This window comes from Arthrobacter sp. UYCu511, assembly GCF_040547105.1.
Taxonomy (GTDB): Bacteria; Actinomycetota; Actinomycetes; order Actinomycetales; family Micrococcaceae; genus Specibacter; species Specibacter psychrochitiniphilus.
On the sequence record NZ_JBEPPB010000001.1, the window covers coordinates 140,179 to 157,494 of the forward strand.

The window sequence follows — 17,316 nt, forward strand, 5'->3', positions numbered from 1 at the left end:
CGTCCCCGTTCTCCTTCTCGTGCGCTGCATTTGCATCGTTGTGAACGCTTGTGCATTGCTCCGAAATTTTTATTCTAAAAGTATTGGATTCAGCTTAGTGCACCCGGCGCTGGCGCCGAGTGCACTAAGAAGTTGTTGCTAGCCGTGGAGCGGGCGTCCGGCCAAGGCCATTGCCGCTTCTCCCAAAGCTTCGTTCTGCGTGGGGTGTGCGTGGATGAGGCCTGCAATATCCTCCGGGTACGCTTCCCAGTTCACAATCAGCTGTGCTTCACCGATCTGCTCACCAATGTGGCTGCCGATCATGTGAACACCCACAACGGGGCCATCCTTTTCGCGGACAAACTTGATGATGCCGCCGGTACCCAAGATGGCGCTCTTGCCGTTACCAGCAAGGTTGTACTCGGTGGATTCGACGTTGGCGTCGCCAAACTTTTCCTTGGCCTGCTTCTCGTTCAAACCGACGGAGGCAATCTCCGGGTCACAGTAGGTGACCTTGGGGATGTTGATGTCTTCGACGATGACCGGGTTCATGCCGGCGATTTCCTCGGCCACAAAAATACCCTGCTGGAAGCCGCGGTGAGCAAGCTGGATACCGGGAACAATGTCGCCCACGGCGTAGACGTTGCCTACGCCGGTGTGCAGACGATCGTTGGTGATGACGAAGCCGCGGTCAACCGTGACACCAGCTTCTTCAAAGCCCATGCCGGCTGTGGACGGGCCACGGCCAACGGCGACCAGCATGAGGTCAGCTTCGAAGGTCTTGCCGTCAACCAAGGTTGCCTTGACGCCGTCGTTGTTCTGCTCCACACCCTGGAAGAAGGTGCCGGTGTTGAACTTGATGCCACGCTTGCGGAAGGTGCGCTCAAGGACCTTGATGATGGAGGCATCTTCGTTGGGTACCAGTGAGGCCATACCTTCGATGATGGTCACATCGACGCCGAAGGACTTCCACACGGAAGCAAATTCGACGCCAATGACGCCGCCGCCAAGCACAATGGCGCTCTTGGGCAGTTCAGTCATTTTCAAGGCTTCATCAGAGGTGATGACCTTGCCGCCAATTTCCAGCCCGGGCAGGCTGCGGGAGTATGAACCCGTGGCCAGAACAATGTTCTTACCCGTGTAGTTCACACCATTGACGGTGATGGTATTGGCAGCGGTCAGACGGCCTTCGCCTTCGATGACCGTCACACCCTTACCCTTGATGAGTCCCTGCAGGCCCTTGAACTTCCCTGCAATGATGTCGTCTTTGTACTTGTTAACGCCCACCAGGTCAATGCCATTGAGTTGGCTGTTGACACCGATGGAGGATCCTTCACGGGCGAGGTCTGCGACCTCGGCTGCGTGAAGCAGTGCCTTGGTGGGGATACAGCCGTTGTGCAGGCACGTACCGCCCAGCTTGCCCTTCTCCACCAGACCAACGGTCATACCCAATTGGACTGCCCGCAGAGCAGTGGCGTAACCGCCGCTGCCACCGCCCAGAATCAAAATATCGAATTCTTGCCCAGCTGCCTGTTCGGCCACTTAGACGCTCCCTCGCGTTCGGGTGACGCGCGCATTTTTGGCGCGTCATCTCATCATTTATTGAGAGAAGGCTGAGAGTTCTCGTGGAACTTCCAGACTTCTTCGAAGTCAAAGATAAATACTTTCAGGGTTTACCTTACGTTAGTTGCCTAGTACTGCACCGTCACGGGTGTCACAGAAACGCGAATGTGGTCATACTCACTTTTTTGAAACTGCTGCAGCAGCCGTGACGGTGTGGTGGCGTTTACGCGCTTCGCGCAACAACATCCTCAACGTAAGCCACCAGGGTCCGGACGGACATTCCTGTTCCCTGCTTGGGGGTGTAACCGTAGGGTGCGCTTTCGTTGAAAGCTGGCCCGGCAATATCCAAATGGGCCCAAGGAATGGTTTCTCCGTCCTTGCTCTTGCCAATAAACTCCTGCAAGAAGACGGCTGCGGTCATCATTCCACCCATGCGTTCGCCAATGTTGGCCATGTCCGCAACGGGGGAATCCAAGGAAGGGCGTAGCTCCTCCGGCAGCGGCATGGGCCAGATGAGCTCGCCTGCCCTGTCGGCCGCAGCCTTCAGTGCGGCGGTGACACCCTCATCGCCCATGACACCGGCGGTGCGGTGACCCAAAGCCATGACTTGAGCGCCCGTCAGAGTGGCAACATCAATGATGACATCGGGGAATTCCGCTGAAGCAGCAACCAGGCCATCGGCCATGACCAAGCGTCCCTCGGCGTCAGTGTTGAGCACCTCAACAGTTTTCCCGCCGAACATTGTCAACACATCGGAGGGGCGGATGGCCGTCCCTGAAGGCATGTTCTCGGCAATGCACAGCCAGCCGGTGACATTGACGGCAAGCCCCAGAGCTGCCACCGCCAGCACGGCGTTGAGTACTGCGGCAGCACCTGCCATGTCACATTTCATGGTGACCATTCCGGCGCCGGGCTTGATGGAAATTCCGCCGCTGTCAAAGGTAATGCCCTTGCCAACGAACGCGAGGTTGGCCACGGCGCGCTCTGACTTGTATTCAACCTTGACCATGCGCGGAGGCCTTGACGAGCCCTGGCCCACGCCCATGATGCCGCCCCAGCCTTCCTTCAGCAGGCGCTTCTCATCCAGAACCGTGAGCTTCACGGGTAGGCCCTTGGAGAGTTCCCGTGCTGCGTCAGCAAATGTGGCCGGGTATAACGTGCTCGGCGGTTCGTTGACTAGGGTGCGGGTGGCATTGACAGCCTTGGCCACAATGGAGGAGCGCTCCAAGGCGGCTGCCAGTTCCGGGTCCTTAGCCAGCGTGGAATGAATTGTGACCTTGGAGACGGGGAGTTTGCGCCCGGATGCGCTCGTGTGCATGCTGGCGAACTGGTAGCTGCCCAATGCGGCACCCTCGGCAAGCGCGGCAACATGGCTGACCGTTGTAGTTGGCACGGCAAAAACCACATGCTTGAGACCTGCAAGTGCACGCAACGTGGCACCTGCCATCCGGCGCAGCGCCTCTTCGGTGACAGCGGTTCCCTTGACGGGTCCCACACCAGCGAGCACCAAGATGGTGGCACCCGTATCCGGGTGTCCGGGCAGGCGCACCACCTGGTCAGCTGCTCCGGTCACGCCCAAAGCCGTCAACGTTTCCTTCAAGGACGCCAAGGCTGCGGGGGAGAGCGGGGAATCGAGGATTACAGGACCGTTGGCACCCTTGGCCACAGCAATCACCAAGGCATCGGAGGAAGCTTTCGCCAAGTCGGTATTGATGACACGGAAGCTGATAATGTCTTTGACACTCACGGGAAATTTTGTCCTCACTGTGGGGTGTTGATGAATTGTGATGCTGTCTTCGATCGTATCCTCAAAGCCGCCATCGTAAATGCCTTCCCAATGCCCCGCTACTTCCCAGTCTTTGGCCAACGACTGCCCAACGATTACCCAATGATTGCTCAGTGTTGGCACCTTGGAGCCCCAGTGCAACCGAAGCCACCCCAGCCTGCGGTACCGTATGAGCCATGAGTGAAAATTCCGAAGAACTCCTGCACGGGCCCTTGCATGAGTGGCACACCAGCCACGGAGCAAAGATGGCTGAATTTGGCGGTTGGCTGATGCCGCTGCAGTATGACGGCGGCGGTGTGGTGGCCGAGCATAAGGCTGTGCGGACCACGGTTGGCCTCTTTGACGTCTCCCACCTGGGCAAGGCCGAAATTCGGGGGGCCGGTGCCGTCGAGTTCGCGAACCGCTGCTTCTCCAATGACCTCAACCGGATCAAGCCCGGCAGTGCCCAGTACACCCTGGCCCTGACCGACGCCGGCACAGTCACCGATGACCTCATCGCGTATCTACGCGCCGAGGATGATCTGTTCCTGATCCCCAACGCAGCCAACACCAGTGCCGTTGTTGCGGCCTTGGAAGCAGCCCGCGATGCCGAGGGAAGTGACGTTGAGATTTTGAACCTGCACCGCGAATTTGGTGTTTTCGCTGTCCAGGGTCCGCTGGCTAGCGACGTGCTTGACGCCGTAGGCCTGCCCACACCCGCGGACTATATGTCCTTCGTTGACACCACAGTTTCTCTGCACGGAGAAGAGATTTCCTTAACCGTGTGCCGCACCGGCTACACGGGAGAGATCGGCTACGAAGTGGTTCCGGCCTGGGCAAACGCCGCCGTGGTGTGGGAGGCGCTGGCCGTGGCAGTGGCGAACGCTGGTGGCCGTGCTGCGGGTCTTGGTGCCCGCGACACACTACGTACCGAGATGGGTTATGCCCTGCACGGACATGAACTTTCCACAGAGATCACAGCGCTGGAGGCCGGTATTGGCTGGGCTGTAGGGTGGAAAAAGCCGGAATTCTGGGGCAAGGAAACTTTGAGTACCCAAAAGCTGGACGGTGTGAAGCGCAAGTCCGTGGGCCTGTTGGCCACAGAACGCGGAGTGCCGCGTGCCGGTGTTGATGTCCTCGATGCCGCAGGCACGGTTGTGGGGCACACAACCTCCGGAACCTTTTCGCCCACCCTGGGTAACGGCGTGGCACTGGCCTTGGTTGACCCAGGCGTGGAATGGGGGCAGGAACTGGCACTGGACATTCGTGGACGCCGATTGGGCGTGAGCGTGGTCAAGCCGCCATTCGTCACCGTCAAGGTAAAAGCCTAAGAAGTGTGCCCGGCCAGCATCCTGATAAGGCCGCCATAAGTGCCATACCACCGCGGTGCCCCGCCCCGCCAACGCCCTCCCTGGGCTGAGGCGGAATGATTCAGGGGTCCTGCGGTGTTGTGCTGTTCAGAGACACAAGCAGCTGAGGAAAAGCATGAATAATTTTGAGCACACCCCGTTTCATACCCCGGAGTCCCTCTATGTTCTAAATGAGGACCTGCTTGCCGCCGAGGACCTTACCGGTCTGAGCCTGATCATGGCGTTCACCGGATTTTCCGATGCCGGTCACGTGGTCACACAGATCAACGGTGAGCTGGCGGATCATCTGGCCCACGAACCCTTGGCAGTTTTTGATATTGACCAGCTCATTGACTACCGCTCACGCCGGCCACGCATCACGTTTAGTGAAGACCATCTCAGCGACTACAGGCCCCCGTCCCTGGTGCTTCACCGCATGGTGGATGCCTTGGGGACACCATTTTTGTATCTTTATGGCACTGAGCCTGACCTCCAATGGGAGCGGTTCAGTAAAGCTATTCTTGGACTCGTTGACCGCTTAGATGTGAATCTGGTGGCCTGGGTGCATTCAGTGCCCATGCCCGTGCCGCATACACGCCCAATAGGGGCCACTGTCCACGGCAACCGGCCAGAACTTATTGAAGGCATTTCAGCATGGAAAGCCACCATGGAGGTCCCGGCCGCCATTGGCCACGTCATTGAGTTCAAGCTCACTGATGCGGGCCGGAACGTGGTGGGCTATGCCATCCATGTCCCGCACTATCTATCCGACGCCGAATACCCTCCCGCCGCCGTGGCCGGTTTGGAATACTTGGGCGCAGCCGCCTCCTTAATGCTTCCCAGTGAGCGTTTGCGCGAAGCCGGCCGGGCTGTTGAGCGCCAAATCACTGAGCAGGTTGAAGCGTCCAGCGATGTGGCTGGGGTTGTGACAAAGCTTGAGAGGCAGTACGACGAACACAGCGAAGGCACTGCCCGCCGCTCACTGCTGGCTGGCGAGAATGATGAATTGCCCGACGCCGACGAGTTGGGTGCCGCGGTTGAAGCGTACCTGGCTAGCCGGGATGGGGGAGCAACAGCCGAGCCTGATGGTGGCATAAGCTAAATACGTGGATAGTAAGCGTGCGTGGTTGGTTTGGGGTGTTGGAGTTTTTGCCTACCTGATTGCCGTTACCCAGAGGACTTCCTTCGGCGTAGCGGGTCTGGTGGCCACTGACCGATTTGGGGCCACTGCGGCGGCTCTATCTGCCTTCACGGTGATCCAGCTCGTTGTATATGCCGGGCTGCAAATCCCGGTTGGCGTCCTCGTTGACAGGTTCGGTCCCCGCATCATGATTGCCACAGGCGCTGCCCTGATGGCCGTGGGGCAACTGCAATTGGCGGCTGCTTCCTCCATTCCCGCAGGTGTTGTGGGGAGAATCTTTGTTGGTGCCGGTGACGCCATGACCTTCATTGCCGTGATCCGGCTCGTTCCCTTCTGGTTCTCTACACGAAAAGTTCCTCTCCTGACCCAGCTGACAGGTCAGCTGGGTCAATTTGGGCAGCTCATCAGCATTGCCCCTTTTGCTTTTGTGCTCCATGCCGCCGGGTGGAGCCCGGCCTTCGCGGGCTTAGCCGCCCTGGGAGTACTGGCCTGTGTGCTCGCTTTTGCGCTAGTGCGCAACGCGCCCCTGGGCGCAGTGAGTGCTTCCTCGCAGCGGGGCTTGAAGGAATCAATGTCAGACCTGGCCACCGCCTGGCGGCAGCCCGGTACAAGGCTGGGCATGTGGAGCCACTTCGCAACCCAATTTTCCGGCACGGTCTTTGTACTCACCTGGGGATACCCCTTCTTGGTCTCGGGTCAGGGCCTGGACACTGGCACAGCCAGCGTACTGCTGAGCCTGTTCGTTGTGGTCGGGATCGTGTGCGGTCCCTTCCTGGGCAGCTGGGTGGGGAAACATCCGCTACGCCGCTCCACCATGGTGCTGGCTGTGACCTTTGCCACCGTCGCCGTCTGGGCTGCCGTGTTGCTGCAGTCCGGGCCCTCCCCGTTGTGGCTGTTAGTGGTGTTGGTGTTGGTGCTGGCAGTGGGCGGGCCCGCTTCGATGATCGCTTTTGATTTTGCCCGGACCTTTAACCCCTCCCACCGGGTGGGCACGGCCACTGGCATTGTGAATGTGGGTGGTTTCTTCGCAGCGTTGGTGACCATGTATATGGTGGGGCTGATTCTTGACCTGCTCAATGGAACGGGCTTTTCCCCGGAGGGGTTGTATTCTCTCGATGCGTTCCGGGTTGCGTTCTCTTTCCAATTCATTGTTCTCGGAATCGGCATTGCCGCCGTCATTACTAGCCGCCGAAAAGTACGGCGAACCATGGCCGAGCGCGGAGCAGTGGTTCCGCCGCTGCGCGTTGTCCTAGCCGATAGCCGCCGCCGCCAGCAGCAGTACAAAGCCGAACGCCGTGATGAGAAGAACCACCGCAAGTCCTAGCCGCCACTGTGAGAAGTTCACCACGGGCTTGCTGACCAAAGCGCCTGTTATCCACAGATTGAGCGGTTTGCGGTCAGCGCTCTGGAATCCAGATCACCTGGGGACCAGTCTTGGACCATGAATAAACCACTAGAAACCATCAAAGTCAGTGCCGGCGAAGACCTCCTGGCATTCATTCCTCACATGGTGGGGTACTGGCCCGATGCCAGCATTGTCGCCATTTCCATGCTGGGCAAGAAGCTGCGAGCCACCATGCGTCTTGACCTTCCACCCGATTCAACCAGTGGCAAGGAAGTCGGGCGCTTTGCCGCCATCGCAGCGACCCAGCTCGCTAATGACAAGGGCGCCGATGGTTCTTTAATTGCTATTTTCGGTAGACAAGATTGGCGCGTGCCCGGCGGGCTGCCTCAAGCGCAGTTATACAAGGCATTGCGCAAGGCGTTCGAAGCGCAAGGACTGCCCGTGAGGGACGCATGGTTTATTGGTACGGAGCACTGGCGATCCCTCGAATGCACGGACGCCCGGTGCTGCCCGTGGCCAGGAAAAGAGAATCTCTGCATCAAAGAAAGCTTTGTCAACGCCGAATTCATCTTTCGCGGCAGCGTAGTGGGGCGGGCCCCCATGGAACAAGTGCGTGAGTTAATAGCGGTGAGAGACCCGGAGTTTGCTGCCTCAGTGGCCGCCGCCGGCGTCGTTGGCGGTGAAATTCTAGCGGGGAGCATGGTCATTAATGGGTGTGGGGTGCAGCAATTGACGGCCACCTTGCAGGCGTGGGCGTTCAGTCTGGAACTATGGCCAAAACCGCCAGATCCACACATGTGTGCCTTCCTGCTCGCCGGGCTGGCCAATCACAGTGCGCGTGACGCCGTCATGGTGCTCCTCGCCACCACCGCCGAGTATGCTCTGGCAGGTGCCGCTGGTATGAGTTTGGTGGGGCCAGACACGGAACCGATTATGGTGGCCAAGAATTGGTACGGTGGAAATCAAGCTGCCGGGCGGCCTTTGAACGTTGATTGCCTCAGCGATGATCACCTAGTTGAGGCGGCCTACAATTTCAGCAATATCCTCATCGGAGCAAGTGAGCCCAGAATCCCGGGCGAGGAGCCTCGCGTCCTAGATTGGGCTCGGCTTGACAAGGCGGAGCGCTTCTTGCAATTTCTGGCACAGGCCAGTGATGACACTGACAAAGCGCCCGTGCTGTGCATTTTGGGATGGATCCAATGGTGCAAGGGCCGGGGCAGCTGGGCTGGACAATATTTCCAGGCCTGCATGGACTACCAGCCCGGGTACCGATTAGCGTCCCTTCTTGAGCAACTACTTTCCGCCGGTCACGTTGCCGAGTGCGCCAGGAATCCAAAAACTGCCTGGCACCGAGACAACCAGGACAAAGAAACTGATCTCGACGAGGCCGCATAAGCGGGTTGTGATCTTTATTGCACACCAGCATCGCCCTAGAGCGTGGCGTGCGCAAGATGGTAGTGCAAAATCGTGAGACACTGAATGCAAGACCCGGTGGGGTCCGTGTTGATGCATTCATTTTTAGTTGATTGTGCCGAAGATAAAAATCATTCGGACGGCGGGAACAATGCCGTGTTGCGGGGAGTTATACCCTGTGACCCTTCAAGAAAATGTGATGCGCTTACCAGCGCGGACTTGACAGGGTCATAGTGGTGTTGCCCGACGGTAACTCCACAGACCGCCGTAAGAAAGGTTTTCTGTGTCTGCTACTGCTAAGAGCAACGTCTCCACAACTAAGGAGACTGAGGATCCCACCTCGTCAGCAACCGTGCCCCTGACGCCAGCACAGAAGCGTGCTGCCACCATGGCTGCAAAGAAAGCAGCCGCAGCCGAGGCTGCTGGCGCAGAGCCCGCTACTGGTGCCACGGCTGCACCCAAGAAGGCCGCTCCGGCCCGCCGCGGCAAGGCCAAGATTGAAGAAGAGGCTGCCGCCGAAGATCCGATGGATGAAGACGAGCAGGAAGAAACTGCGAAGGAACGTCCCGTCGCCACAGGTACCGGATTCGTATATTCGGACTCTGATGATGATGACGCCCCCGTGCAGCAAGTCATGTCCGCAGGCGCTACGGCTGACCCTGTTAAGGACTACCTCAAGCAAATCGGTAAAGTTGCCCTTCTCAACGCTGAGCAGGAAGTTGACCTGGCTCTGCGCATTGAAGCAGGACTTTTCGCCACTGAAAAGCTCAAAGAGGGCCGCGAGGCCATGGACGCGCAGCTCAGGCGCGACATGGACCGCATTGTCCACGACGGTGGCATTGCCAAGAACCACCTGTTGGAAGCTAACCTGCGCCTAGTGGTATCCCTGGCCAAACGCTACACCGGCCGCGGAATGCTCTTCCTGGATCTGATCCAGGAAGGAAACCTGGGCCTGATCCGTGCCGTCGAGAAGTTCGACTACACCAAGGGCTTCAAGTTCTCCACCTACGCCACTTGGTGGATCCGTCAGGCCATTACCCGCGCAATGGCGGATCAGGCTCGTACCATCCGCATCCCGGTGCACATGGTAGAAGTCATCAACAAGCTGGCACGCGTGCAGCGCCAGATGTTGCAGGATTTGGGCCGCGAACCCACACCTGAGGAACTGGCCAAGGAATTGGACATGACTCCTGAAAAGGTTGTTGAAGTTCAAAAGTACGGTCGCGAGCCCATCTCCCTTCATACCCCGCTGGGTGAAGACGGTGACTCCGAGTTCGGTGACTTGATTGAAGACTCCGAAGCCGTGGTACCGGCAGACGCAGTCTCCTTCACCCTGTTGCAGGAACAGCTTCACTCAGTTCTGGACACCCTGTCCGAACGTGAAGCAGGCGTCGTCGCCATGCGCTTCGGCCTGACCGATGGCCAGCCGAAGACTTTAGATGAAATTGGCAAGGTCTACGGTGTGACGCGTGAACGCATCCGCCAGATCGAATCCAAAACCATGTCCAAGCTGCGCCACCCGTCACGCTCACAGGTTCTGCGCGACTACCTGGACTAGTCCCCAGTTCCTCCCAAGCATTGGCTCGCAAGCGAGCCGATGCTTGGGGCCCTCGGAACTGTGGGCCCACCCGTCTGCTCCCGGTCTGTGGCTCGCAAGCGAGCCGATGCTTGGGGCCCTCGGAACTGTGGGCCCACCCGTCTGCTCCTAGTGAGCGCCGGGTGTGGATGAGGACATAAGAGAAGGGCCCCGGATCTTCCGGGGCCCTTCTCTTATACCGATTCTGTTCAGGCAGGTGTCCTAGTCGATCGAAACGGGCGCCTTTTCGTGCAGGCGGTTGGTCTCGTCGTGCCACTGCGAAGCGAGAGGCTTCAAAGTAGCTTCTACTGCCCGGGCGTGGTGGCCGCAAAAACGCAGCTCACCGCCGGAGGACTCCAATGTTACTCGCACATAAGCTTGTGCGCCGCAACGGTCACAACGGTCAAGGGTAGTCAGTTCTAGGTTGCTGACGGTCGTGGTGGTCATGATGGCCTCCTTAATAAGTTCTTGTACTTATACAACCACCAATGGGGCGCTGTGCTTCCATCGACGTGGGGTACTTTCGCTAACCGCGTATCCCGATGGAAGTCTCTTGGCCCGGCCAGCCTGTAACCACAACGCCGCGCCAGCCATTAACCTTAGTAATTGTTAGGCCAAGCAAACCTTGAAGGAGTATGTCCACAGTGGCACGCCAAAGTTCCGATTACAGCGCACGCCATCTCTCCGTCCTGGAGGGGCTGGAGGCTGTGCGCAAGCGTCCCGGCATGTACATCGGGTCCACCGACTCTCGCGGTCTCATGCACTGCTTGTGGGAGATTATCGATAACTCCGTGGATGAGGCGCTGGCCGGATACGGTCAAAACATCACTGTCATCCTGCACAAGGATTCCTCGGTGGAAGTGCATGACGACGGCCGCGGCATTCCCGTGGATGTGGAGCCTAAGACCGGGCTGACGGGTCTGGAAGTTGTTCTGACGAAACTTCACGCCGGAGGCAAGTTTGGTGGAAGTTCCTACGCTGCTTCTGGTGGTCTGCACGGTGTGGGTGCCAGTGTTGTCAACGCCTTGTCCTCACGCATGGACGCCCAGGTGGATCGTGGTGGAAAAACCTACCAAATGAGCTTCCGTCGCGGGGAACCGGGCCACTTTAAAGACCCCGGAAAGTCCCTCAGCCCTGATGTGGCTTTTGCGCCCTTTACCGAGGCCTCCAGCCTCGATGTTGTGGGCACCACCAAGCGCGGGGTGACAGGCACCAGGATTCGGTACTGGGCGGACCGGCAGATCTTCACAGCGGATGCCAAGTTCTCCTACGACGAACTTGTGGCACGTGCACGGCAGACCTCCTTCCTGGTGCCGGGCTTGAAAATCAAAGTCATTGACGAACGCCGCCTCGCTGGGACACCGGGGGAGTTTGCCACGCATGAGGAGATCTTCCACCACGACGGCGGCCTGTCCGAGTTTGTTGACTTCCTCTCCGTTGGCGGGGCGGTCACGGATATTTGGCGTCTGCAAGGTCATGGCACCTTCACCGAAACCGTTCCCGTTCTCAACGCGGAGGGGCGTCTGGAAAGCACTGCGATGGAACGCGATTGCGAGGTGGATATTGCTTTGCGCTGGGGGGTGGGCTACGAGACCACCATGCGCAGCTTCGTGAACATCATTGCCACACCCAAAGGTGGCCGGCACCAGGAAGGCTTTGAGCAGGCGCTGCTCAAAACGTTCCGCAAGGTCATTGAGGCCAATGCGCGAAAGCTCAAGGCAGGCAACGACAAGATCGAAAAGGACGATGTTATGGCCGGTCTGACGGCCGTCCTGACGGTCCGGCTGGCAGAGCCCCAGTTCGAAGGCCAGACAAAAGAAATTTTGGGGACCCCGGCCGTCAAAGCCATTGTGGCCAAGGTAGTGGAGAAGGCGCTCAAGGAAAAACTCGACTCCACGGCACGCGGGGAAAAAATCCAGTCCGCGCAGCTGTTGGAAAAAGTGGTTTCAGAAATGAAGTCACGCATCTCCGCCCGGGTCCACAAAGAAACCCAGCGGCGCAAAAACGCCTTGGAAACATCCTCCCTACCCACCAAGCTGGCGGATTGCCGCAGCACCGATGTAGCCAAGAGCGAGCTCTTTATTGTGGAAGGGGACAGCGCACTGGGTACGGCCAAAATGGCCAGATCCTCCGATTTCCAGGCTCTGCTGCCCATCCGAGGCAAGATCCTGAACGTGCAAAAGGCCTCGGTGGGAGACATGCTGGCCAACGCCGAGTGCGCAGCCCTAATCCAGGTGGTTGGAGCCGGCTCAGGACGCAGCTTTGACTTGGCCGCAGCACGTTACGGGAAGGTGATCCTGATGACGGATGCTGACGTTGACGGCGCACATATCCGGACACTCCTATTGACCTTGTTCTTCCGTTACATGCGCCCCATGGTCGATGCCGGAAATGTGTATGCCGCTGTTCCGCCGCTCTACCGGGTGGAGGTCATCAACGCAGGCGCCAAAGCCAATGAAATGATCTACATTTACTCTGAGAACGAACTGCATAAGCTCCTCGCCAAGCTGGAAAAGGCAGGAAAGAGCCACAAGATCCCTATTCAGCGCTACAAGGGTCTGGGCGAGATGGACGCTGACCAGTTGGCCGAAACCACCATGGATCCTCGCCATAGGATGCTGCGACGGGTCACAAGCGCCGACGCCGACCGTGCCGAGCACACGTTTGAACTTCTCATGGGTTCAGAGGTGGCGCCCCGCAAGGAATTCATTGTTGCCGGTAGTGAACAGTTGGATCAGGGACGCATTGACGCCTAGCCCCACCTTGCACTAGCCCCAACCCCGCAGCGGCTCGCACCACCTGGCATTAAGGCGCCCTGCGCCGCTCTAGGCCAGAATGCCGGGAACCAGCAGGAGGGCTGTGGGAATGGCCAGGAGCATGAGCGCCCCGGCGATGATCAGTACCTGGCGGCCCGTGGCCAGGGCTGGGGCGGGGGCCAACAATTTACTCAGGCGGGCCGAGGTGGTGGTGGGCGTGTCGATTTGGCTTGCGTTGTCCGCCATCAGCGTATCGGCAGGCAGCTGGGCTGAACCGCTGGCCACCAAGGCGATGGCCGTGACCAAGGTGGCCTTGTCCACGGAACGCAAGGCTACGTCGTCGGCCATGATCTCAATCAGGGACGAAACCGCCTGCTGGGCCAGCTTCGAGGTGGGTAGCCAAGGAAGTGCCGAACGCCATGCGGCGAAGGCCCACAACAGCAGGTGGTGGCGCTGTAACAGATGAGTCTGCTCATGGAGCAGAACCGCATGCAACTCCTCAGGTGAGAGCAACTCAAGGAGCCCCTCTGAGAGCACGGTAACGGAGCGTGAGCCCCCTGGCAGGCAATATGCAACAGGAGCCTGATGATTGATGACGAGAGTGTCGGGACGGTCGGTTGACGGTGAACTGAGCAGGTTCAACAGGTCCCGGTGCCTGCTGCGCTGGCGCTGGATGCGGTAGTAGGTCAGCCACAGCGTGAAGACCAAATGGGCTGAGAGTAGGGCCGCCGCACTGAGTGCAAAAGCGTGGATTAATCCCAGCGTGTCAAGGGAATCCCGGCCCAGCAAGATCCGGGCCAGTCCGTGCAGCCCGCTGGCCAGGTTCTCACCCAGGGGCACCAAACCCCAGCAAAGCATGGCCCCAATCATGGACAGGCCACCAGCAAGGGCTATGGACTGCCACAACACCATGGCGGCAAAAGGTGCCCGGGCAGGCCATGCCGCGCGGGAAAGAAAAACAGGCACCGGCCACGCCAAGGCTATAGCCAAGGCGGCAAGGAACCAGGAGGTCCAGAACATGTTCTACAACTTACCGTCTCTGGCTTGCACAGGGTACTGCGCCAGTGGGCTCCACCAGTGCGCTCAACGAGCTCTGTCAAGCACTGGGCGTGGCAAGTGCGCTTAGTAGATGCAAATGTTAGGGACGTCCCAGAAGGGTGCGCAGTGTCTGGGCCTCGCCGGGACTGACGGTACCGATGAATCGCGCCAAAACGGCTTCGCGGTCCGGGGCGGAGCCCAATACTTCCAGCATGAGTTCTGCGGTGTGTTCTTCGCGACTTGTGACAGCGCGGTAGCGGTGCGGTCGTGAAGCCCTTTCGCGCTCAACCAGGCCCTTTTTTTCCAGCCTGGACAGCACCGTCAGCACTGTGGTGACGGCCAACGGGCGTGACTCTGCATTGTCATCCGTGGTCCGCTGCGAGAGTAAATCCCGCAGAATATTAGCTGTTATGGCTTCCTGATGCTCCCACAGCAGGTCCATGACAGCTCTTTCCAAATCCCCAAGCGTTGCCATTCAAATCCTCTACTTCACTGCAGTCATCAAAACACGTAAGAGTACGCCAAATATACGTACATCACTAAATATACAGCTTTTGACAGCAATGTTCTACACAAGGTAGAAATAGAAGTTCTACAAGATGTAGAACGTGCTGGATAGTCTGAATATTTTTCATGGACGAGGGGAAACATAGTGGAAGCTCTGGACATTGCCAGGTGGCAGTTCGGAATAGTGACCGTGTACCACTTCCTAATGGTGCCGCTGACCATCGGCTTGGGTACTTTGGTGGCCATTTTGCAGACACGCTGGCACAAAACCGGCAACGAAGCCTATCTGCGCATGACAAAGTTCTGGGGCAAGCTCTTCCTGATCAATTTCATCATGGGCGTGGCCACCGGAATCGTCCAGGAGTTCCAATTCGGCATGGCGTGGAGCGAATACAGCCGCTTCGTCGGTGACGTGTTCGGGGCGCCCCTGGCCATGGAAGCCCTGCTGGCCTTTTTCGTTGAATCAACCTTCCTGGGCCTGTGGATCTTCGGCTGGAAGAAGCTTCCCCCACGCATTCACTTGGCCTGCCTCTGGATCGCCGTTGCAGGATCCATTGTTTCGGCATACTTCATCCTCGTGGCGAACTCCTGGATGCAGCACCCCGTAGGTGTGGAAATGCTCAACGGGCGCCCCGTCATGGTGGACGCCTGGGCTGTCTTCACCAACAACACCGCACTCGTGGCCTTCTTCCACACCATTACTGGCGCTATGGCCGTGGCCGGCGGCTTCCTCCTCGGTATCTCCTGGTACCAGCTGTGGCGCCGCCGCAAGGACGGCATTGACACCGTGGATGCCACGGGACGGGTCATTGTGGGCGAATCAGCCACCATACCGGGCCGAGACAAGAAGGATCATTCGGTGTGGATCAAATCACTGCGCTTCGGTGCCGTGGTTGCAATGATCGCTTTTGCCGGGTCCGCCGTCTCCGGTGACTTGTCAGGAAAGCTGATGTTTGAGCAGCAACCCATGAAGATGGCAGCCGCCGAGGCTGCCTGCCATGACGGAACCAGTTTCTCCATCCTGTCCCTTGGTGACGTTGGAAGCCGCGACTGCTCCGAGGTTGTGGCCGTTATGGAAGTACCAGGCCTGCTCTCCTTCCTGGCTCACAACGACTTCACCACCGAGATCAAGGGCGTGAACACTCTGGTACCCGAGTACCAGGCCAAATATGGCAAGTACCTTCCCGATGATCCGATGTACGGTGACCGGGCCGGCCAAGAGATCAACTACGTTCCGGTCATGCCCGTCACTTACTGGGGCTTCCGCATGATGATCGGCTTTGGCGGGCTTGCTGCGGCCGCCGCTGCCGTAGCCCTGTGGGCCACCCGCAAGGGCACCGTTCCCAAGTCCAAGGCCCTGATGCGCCTTGCCCTGATCGGCATCCTTGCGCCCTTTGGCGCCAACGCCGCCGGCTGGATCTTCACCGAAATGGGCCGCCAACCCTTCGTGGTGGCACCCAACCCGTCCATGAGCGGCATCGATCAAGTGTTCATGTTCACCGCCTCGGCCGTTTCCCCTGGCGTCTCGGCCGGCGAGGTGATCTTCTCCCTCGTGGCACTGACCACCGTGTACGCCGTGCTGCTGGTAGTGGAAGTGGTCCTGCTGACCAAGTACATCCGCGGCGGCGTGGTCTCGGCCATGCCGGAACTGGACCAGACCAAAAAGACGGACGACGGCGGCACCGGCCCAGGCGGGGAAGCGGACGACGATGTGCTTGCGTTCGCGTACTGACCTCCAGGGCACCAACACCGTGCCCGCGCCCCTGACTTGCTGCTGAAGCCAAAGGACTAATGATGGATTTTCTTCCCACTTTGTGGTTCATACTGATTGCCGTGCTGTGGATCGGCTACCTCTTCCTTGAAGGATTCGATTTGGGTGTTGGCATACTCATGAAGACCTTCGCCCGCGGCGAAAAGGAACGCCGTGTCCTGCTCAACACCGTGGGGCCTGTCTGGGACGGCAACGAGGTGTGGCTGCTCACTGCCGGCGGCGCCACCTTCGCCGCATTCCCGTTCTGGTATGCCTCGCTGTTCTCGGCACTGTACATTCCCCTGGTGTTCGTGCTGATAGCGCTGATCTTCCGCGCCGTGGCCTTTGAATACCGGGGCAAAGTCCACTCCGATATGTGGCGGACGGTCTGGGACTGGGCCATCGCCCTAGGCTCCTTCGTTGCTGCCTTCGGCATCGGTGCCATGCTGGCCTTGACCACCACCGGCCTGCCGCTGAACGCGAATGGCGACCGCGTAGGAGGGCCCTTCGCCTGGTTCACCTGGTACGCCGTGATTGGTGGGCTCGCCGTAGTGGGCTTCGCTATCATCCACGCCGCAGCGTTTGTTGCCCTGAAGACCGACGGCGACATTCGCCACCGCGCCCGCCGATTGGTGGGCCGGTGGATGCCTGTGGGACTGGCGCCGATGGCGGTGTGGGCCATTGCGGTGGCCCTGGAGAACGGCAAATGGTTTAGCTGGCTTTTGATCGCCGTAGCCGTTGCGTGCGCCGTAGCTTCCTGGATGGCCAACAAGGCAGGCCGTGAAGGCCTCAGCTTCCTGGCCATGGGCGGGTTCCTGCTTGCAGGTGCTACCGCGATCTTCAGCGCCGCCTACCCCGTAGTGCTGCCGTCCACGCTGGATCCGCTGTGGAACCTGACAGTGGAGAACGCGTCTTCCTCAAGCTACACGCTGGGCCTGATGTCCATTGTGGCGGCCGTGGGAGTCCCGCTGGTGTTGGCCTACCAAGCGTGGACGTACTGGATCTTCCGCAAGCGCATCACCGTGGCTCACCTGCCCGAACCGCACGAGTTTGGTCCCGCCGTCGGATACGTTTCTGTTGGATCCACCAGCGAGCCCCACTTCGAGCACACCACAACTGGCGGAGATTCCTAGT

13 protein-coding genes are annotated in these 17,316 nt (G+C 59.1%); 8 read left to right on the forward strand and 5 right to left on the reverse strand.

Features of this window, described 5'->3' with window-relative positions; translation table 11 throughout:
* Positions 1–138: 138 nt before the first annotated feature.
* Both lpdA and ABIB48_RS00640 read right to left on the reverse strand, forming a co-directional pair.
* On the reverse strand, positions 139–1,521 hold the full coding sequence (gene lpdA / locus ABIB48_RS00635) for a dihydrolipoyl dehydrogenase (protein WP_354211359.1): 1,383 nt from the start codon (positions 1,519–1,521) through the stop codon (positions 139–141).
* A gap of 244 nt (positions 1,522–1,765) precedes the next feature.
* The gene (locus ABIB48_RS00640; protein WP_354211361.1) at positions 1,766–3,289 is read right to left on the reverse strand and encodes a leucyl aminopeptidase; all 1,524 of its coding nucleotides are present in this window, start codon (positions 3,287–3,289) and stop codon (positions 1,766–1,768) included.
* A gap of 215 nt (positions 3,290–3,504) precedes the next feature.
* On the opposite strand from ABIB48_RS00640, the gene gcvT reads away from it, so the two are divergent.
* From gcvT to ABIB48_RS00665, 5 genes are all read left to right on the forward strand, one after another.
* Positions 3,505–4,638, forward strand: a complete 1,134-nt coding sequence (gene gcvT / locus ABIB48_RS00645) for a glycine cleavage system aminomethyltransferase GcvT (RefSeq protein WP_110106073.1) — start codon at positions 3,505–3,507, stop codon at positions 4,636–4,638.
* A 154-nt stretch (positions 4,639–4,792) separates the two neighbouring features.
* Complete coding sequence (locus ABIB48_RS00650; protein WP_110106074.1) at positions 4,793–5,758, forward strand: proteasome assembly chaperone family protein; 966 nt, start codon at positions 4,793–4,795, stop codon at positions 5,756–5,758.
* Between the two features lie 4 nt (positions 5,759–5,762).
* A complete protein-coding gene (locus ABIB48_RS00655; protein WP_354211364.1) occupies positions 5,763–7,121 on the forward strand; it encodes an MFS transporter in 1,359 nt (452 codons plus the stop codon).
* Positions 7,122–7,238: 117 nt separating this feature from the next.
* Complete coding sequence (locus ABIB48_RS00660) at positions 7,239–8,537, forward strand: DUF4192 domain-containing protein (protein ID WP_354211366.1); 1,299 nt, start codon at positions 7,239–7,241, stop codon at positions 8,535–8,537.
* A gap of 301 nt (positions 8,538–8,838) precedes the next feature.
* The gene (locus ABIB48_RS00665) at positions 8,839–10,113 is read left to right on the forward strand and encodes an RNA polymerase sigma factor (RefSeq protein WP_110106077.1); all 1,275 of its coding nucleotides are present in this window, start codon (positions 8,839–8,841) and stop codon (positions 10,111–10,113) included.
* 240 nt (positions 10,114–10,353) lie between these two features.
* Here ABIB48_RS00665 and ABIB48_RS00670 read toward each other — a convergent pair whose 3' ends face one another.
* Entirely contained in the window at positions 10,354–10,578 is a 225-nt protein-coding gene (locus ABIB48_RS00670; RefSeq protein WP_110106078.1) for a DUF7455 domain-containing protein, read from the reverse strand.
* Between the two features lie 188 nt (positions 10,579–10,766).
* On the opposite strand from ABIB48_RS00670, the gene ABIB48_RS00675 reads away from it, so the two are divergent.
* A complete protein-coding gene (locus ABIB48_RS00675; RefSeq protein WP_110106079.1) occupies positions 10,767–12,887 on the forward strand; it encodes a DNA gyrase/topoisomerase IV subunit B in 2,121 nt (706 codons plus the stop codon).
* Between the two features lie 69 nt (positions 12,888–12,956).
* Here the strand turns inward: ABIB48_RS00675 and ABIB48_RS00680 are convergent, their stop codons facing one another.
* Together ABIB48_RS00680 and ABIB48_RS00685 are read right to left on the reverse strand one after the other, a co-directional pair.
* Positions 12,957–13,907: a M48 family metalloprotease gene (locus ABIB48_RS00680; protein ID WP_315915055.1), complete on the reverse strand. Its 951-nt coding sequence runs from the start codon at positions 13,905–13,907 to the stop codon at positions 12,957–12,959.
* Between the two features lie 118 nt (positions 13,908–14,025).
* On the reverse strand, positions 14,026–14,400 hold the full coding sequence (locus ABIB48_RS00685; RefSeq protein ID WP_110106081.1) for a BlaI/MecI/CopY family transcriptional regulator: 375 nt from the start codon (positions 14,398–14,400) through the stop codon (positions 14,026–14,028).
* 177 nt (positions 14,401–14,577) lie between these two features.
* Between ABIB48_RS00685 and ABIB48_RS00690 the strand changes: the two genes are divergently transcribed.
* Both ABIB48_RS00690 and cydB read left to right on the forward strand, forming a co-directional pair.
* On the forward strand, positions 14,578–16,164 hold the full coding sequence (locus ABIB48_RS00690; RefSeq protein ID WP_354211370.1) for a cytochrome ubiquinol oxidase subunit I: 1,587 nt from the start codon (positions 14,578–14,580) through the stop codon (positions 16,162–16,164).
* 62 nt (positions 16,165–16,226) lie between these two features.
* On the forward strand, positions 16,227–17,315 hold the full coding sequence (gene cydB / locus ABIB48_RS00695) for a cytochrome d ubiquinol oxidase subunit II (RefSeq protein WP_110106234.1): 1,089 nt from the start codon (positions 16,227–16,229) through the stop codon (positions 17,313–17,315).
* Position 17,316 lies beyond the last annotated feature (1 nt).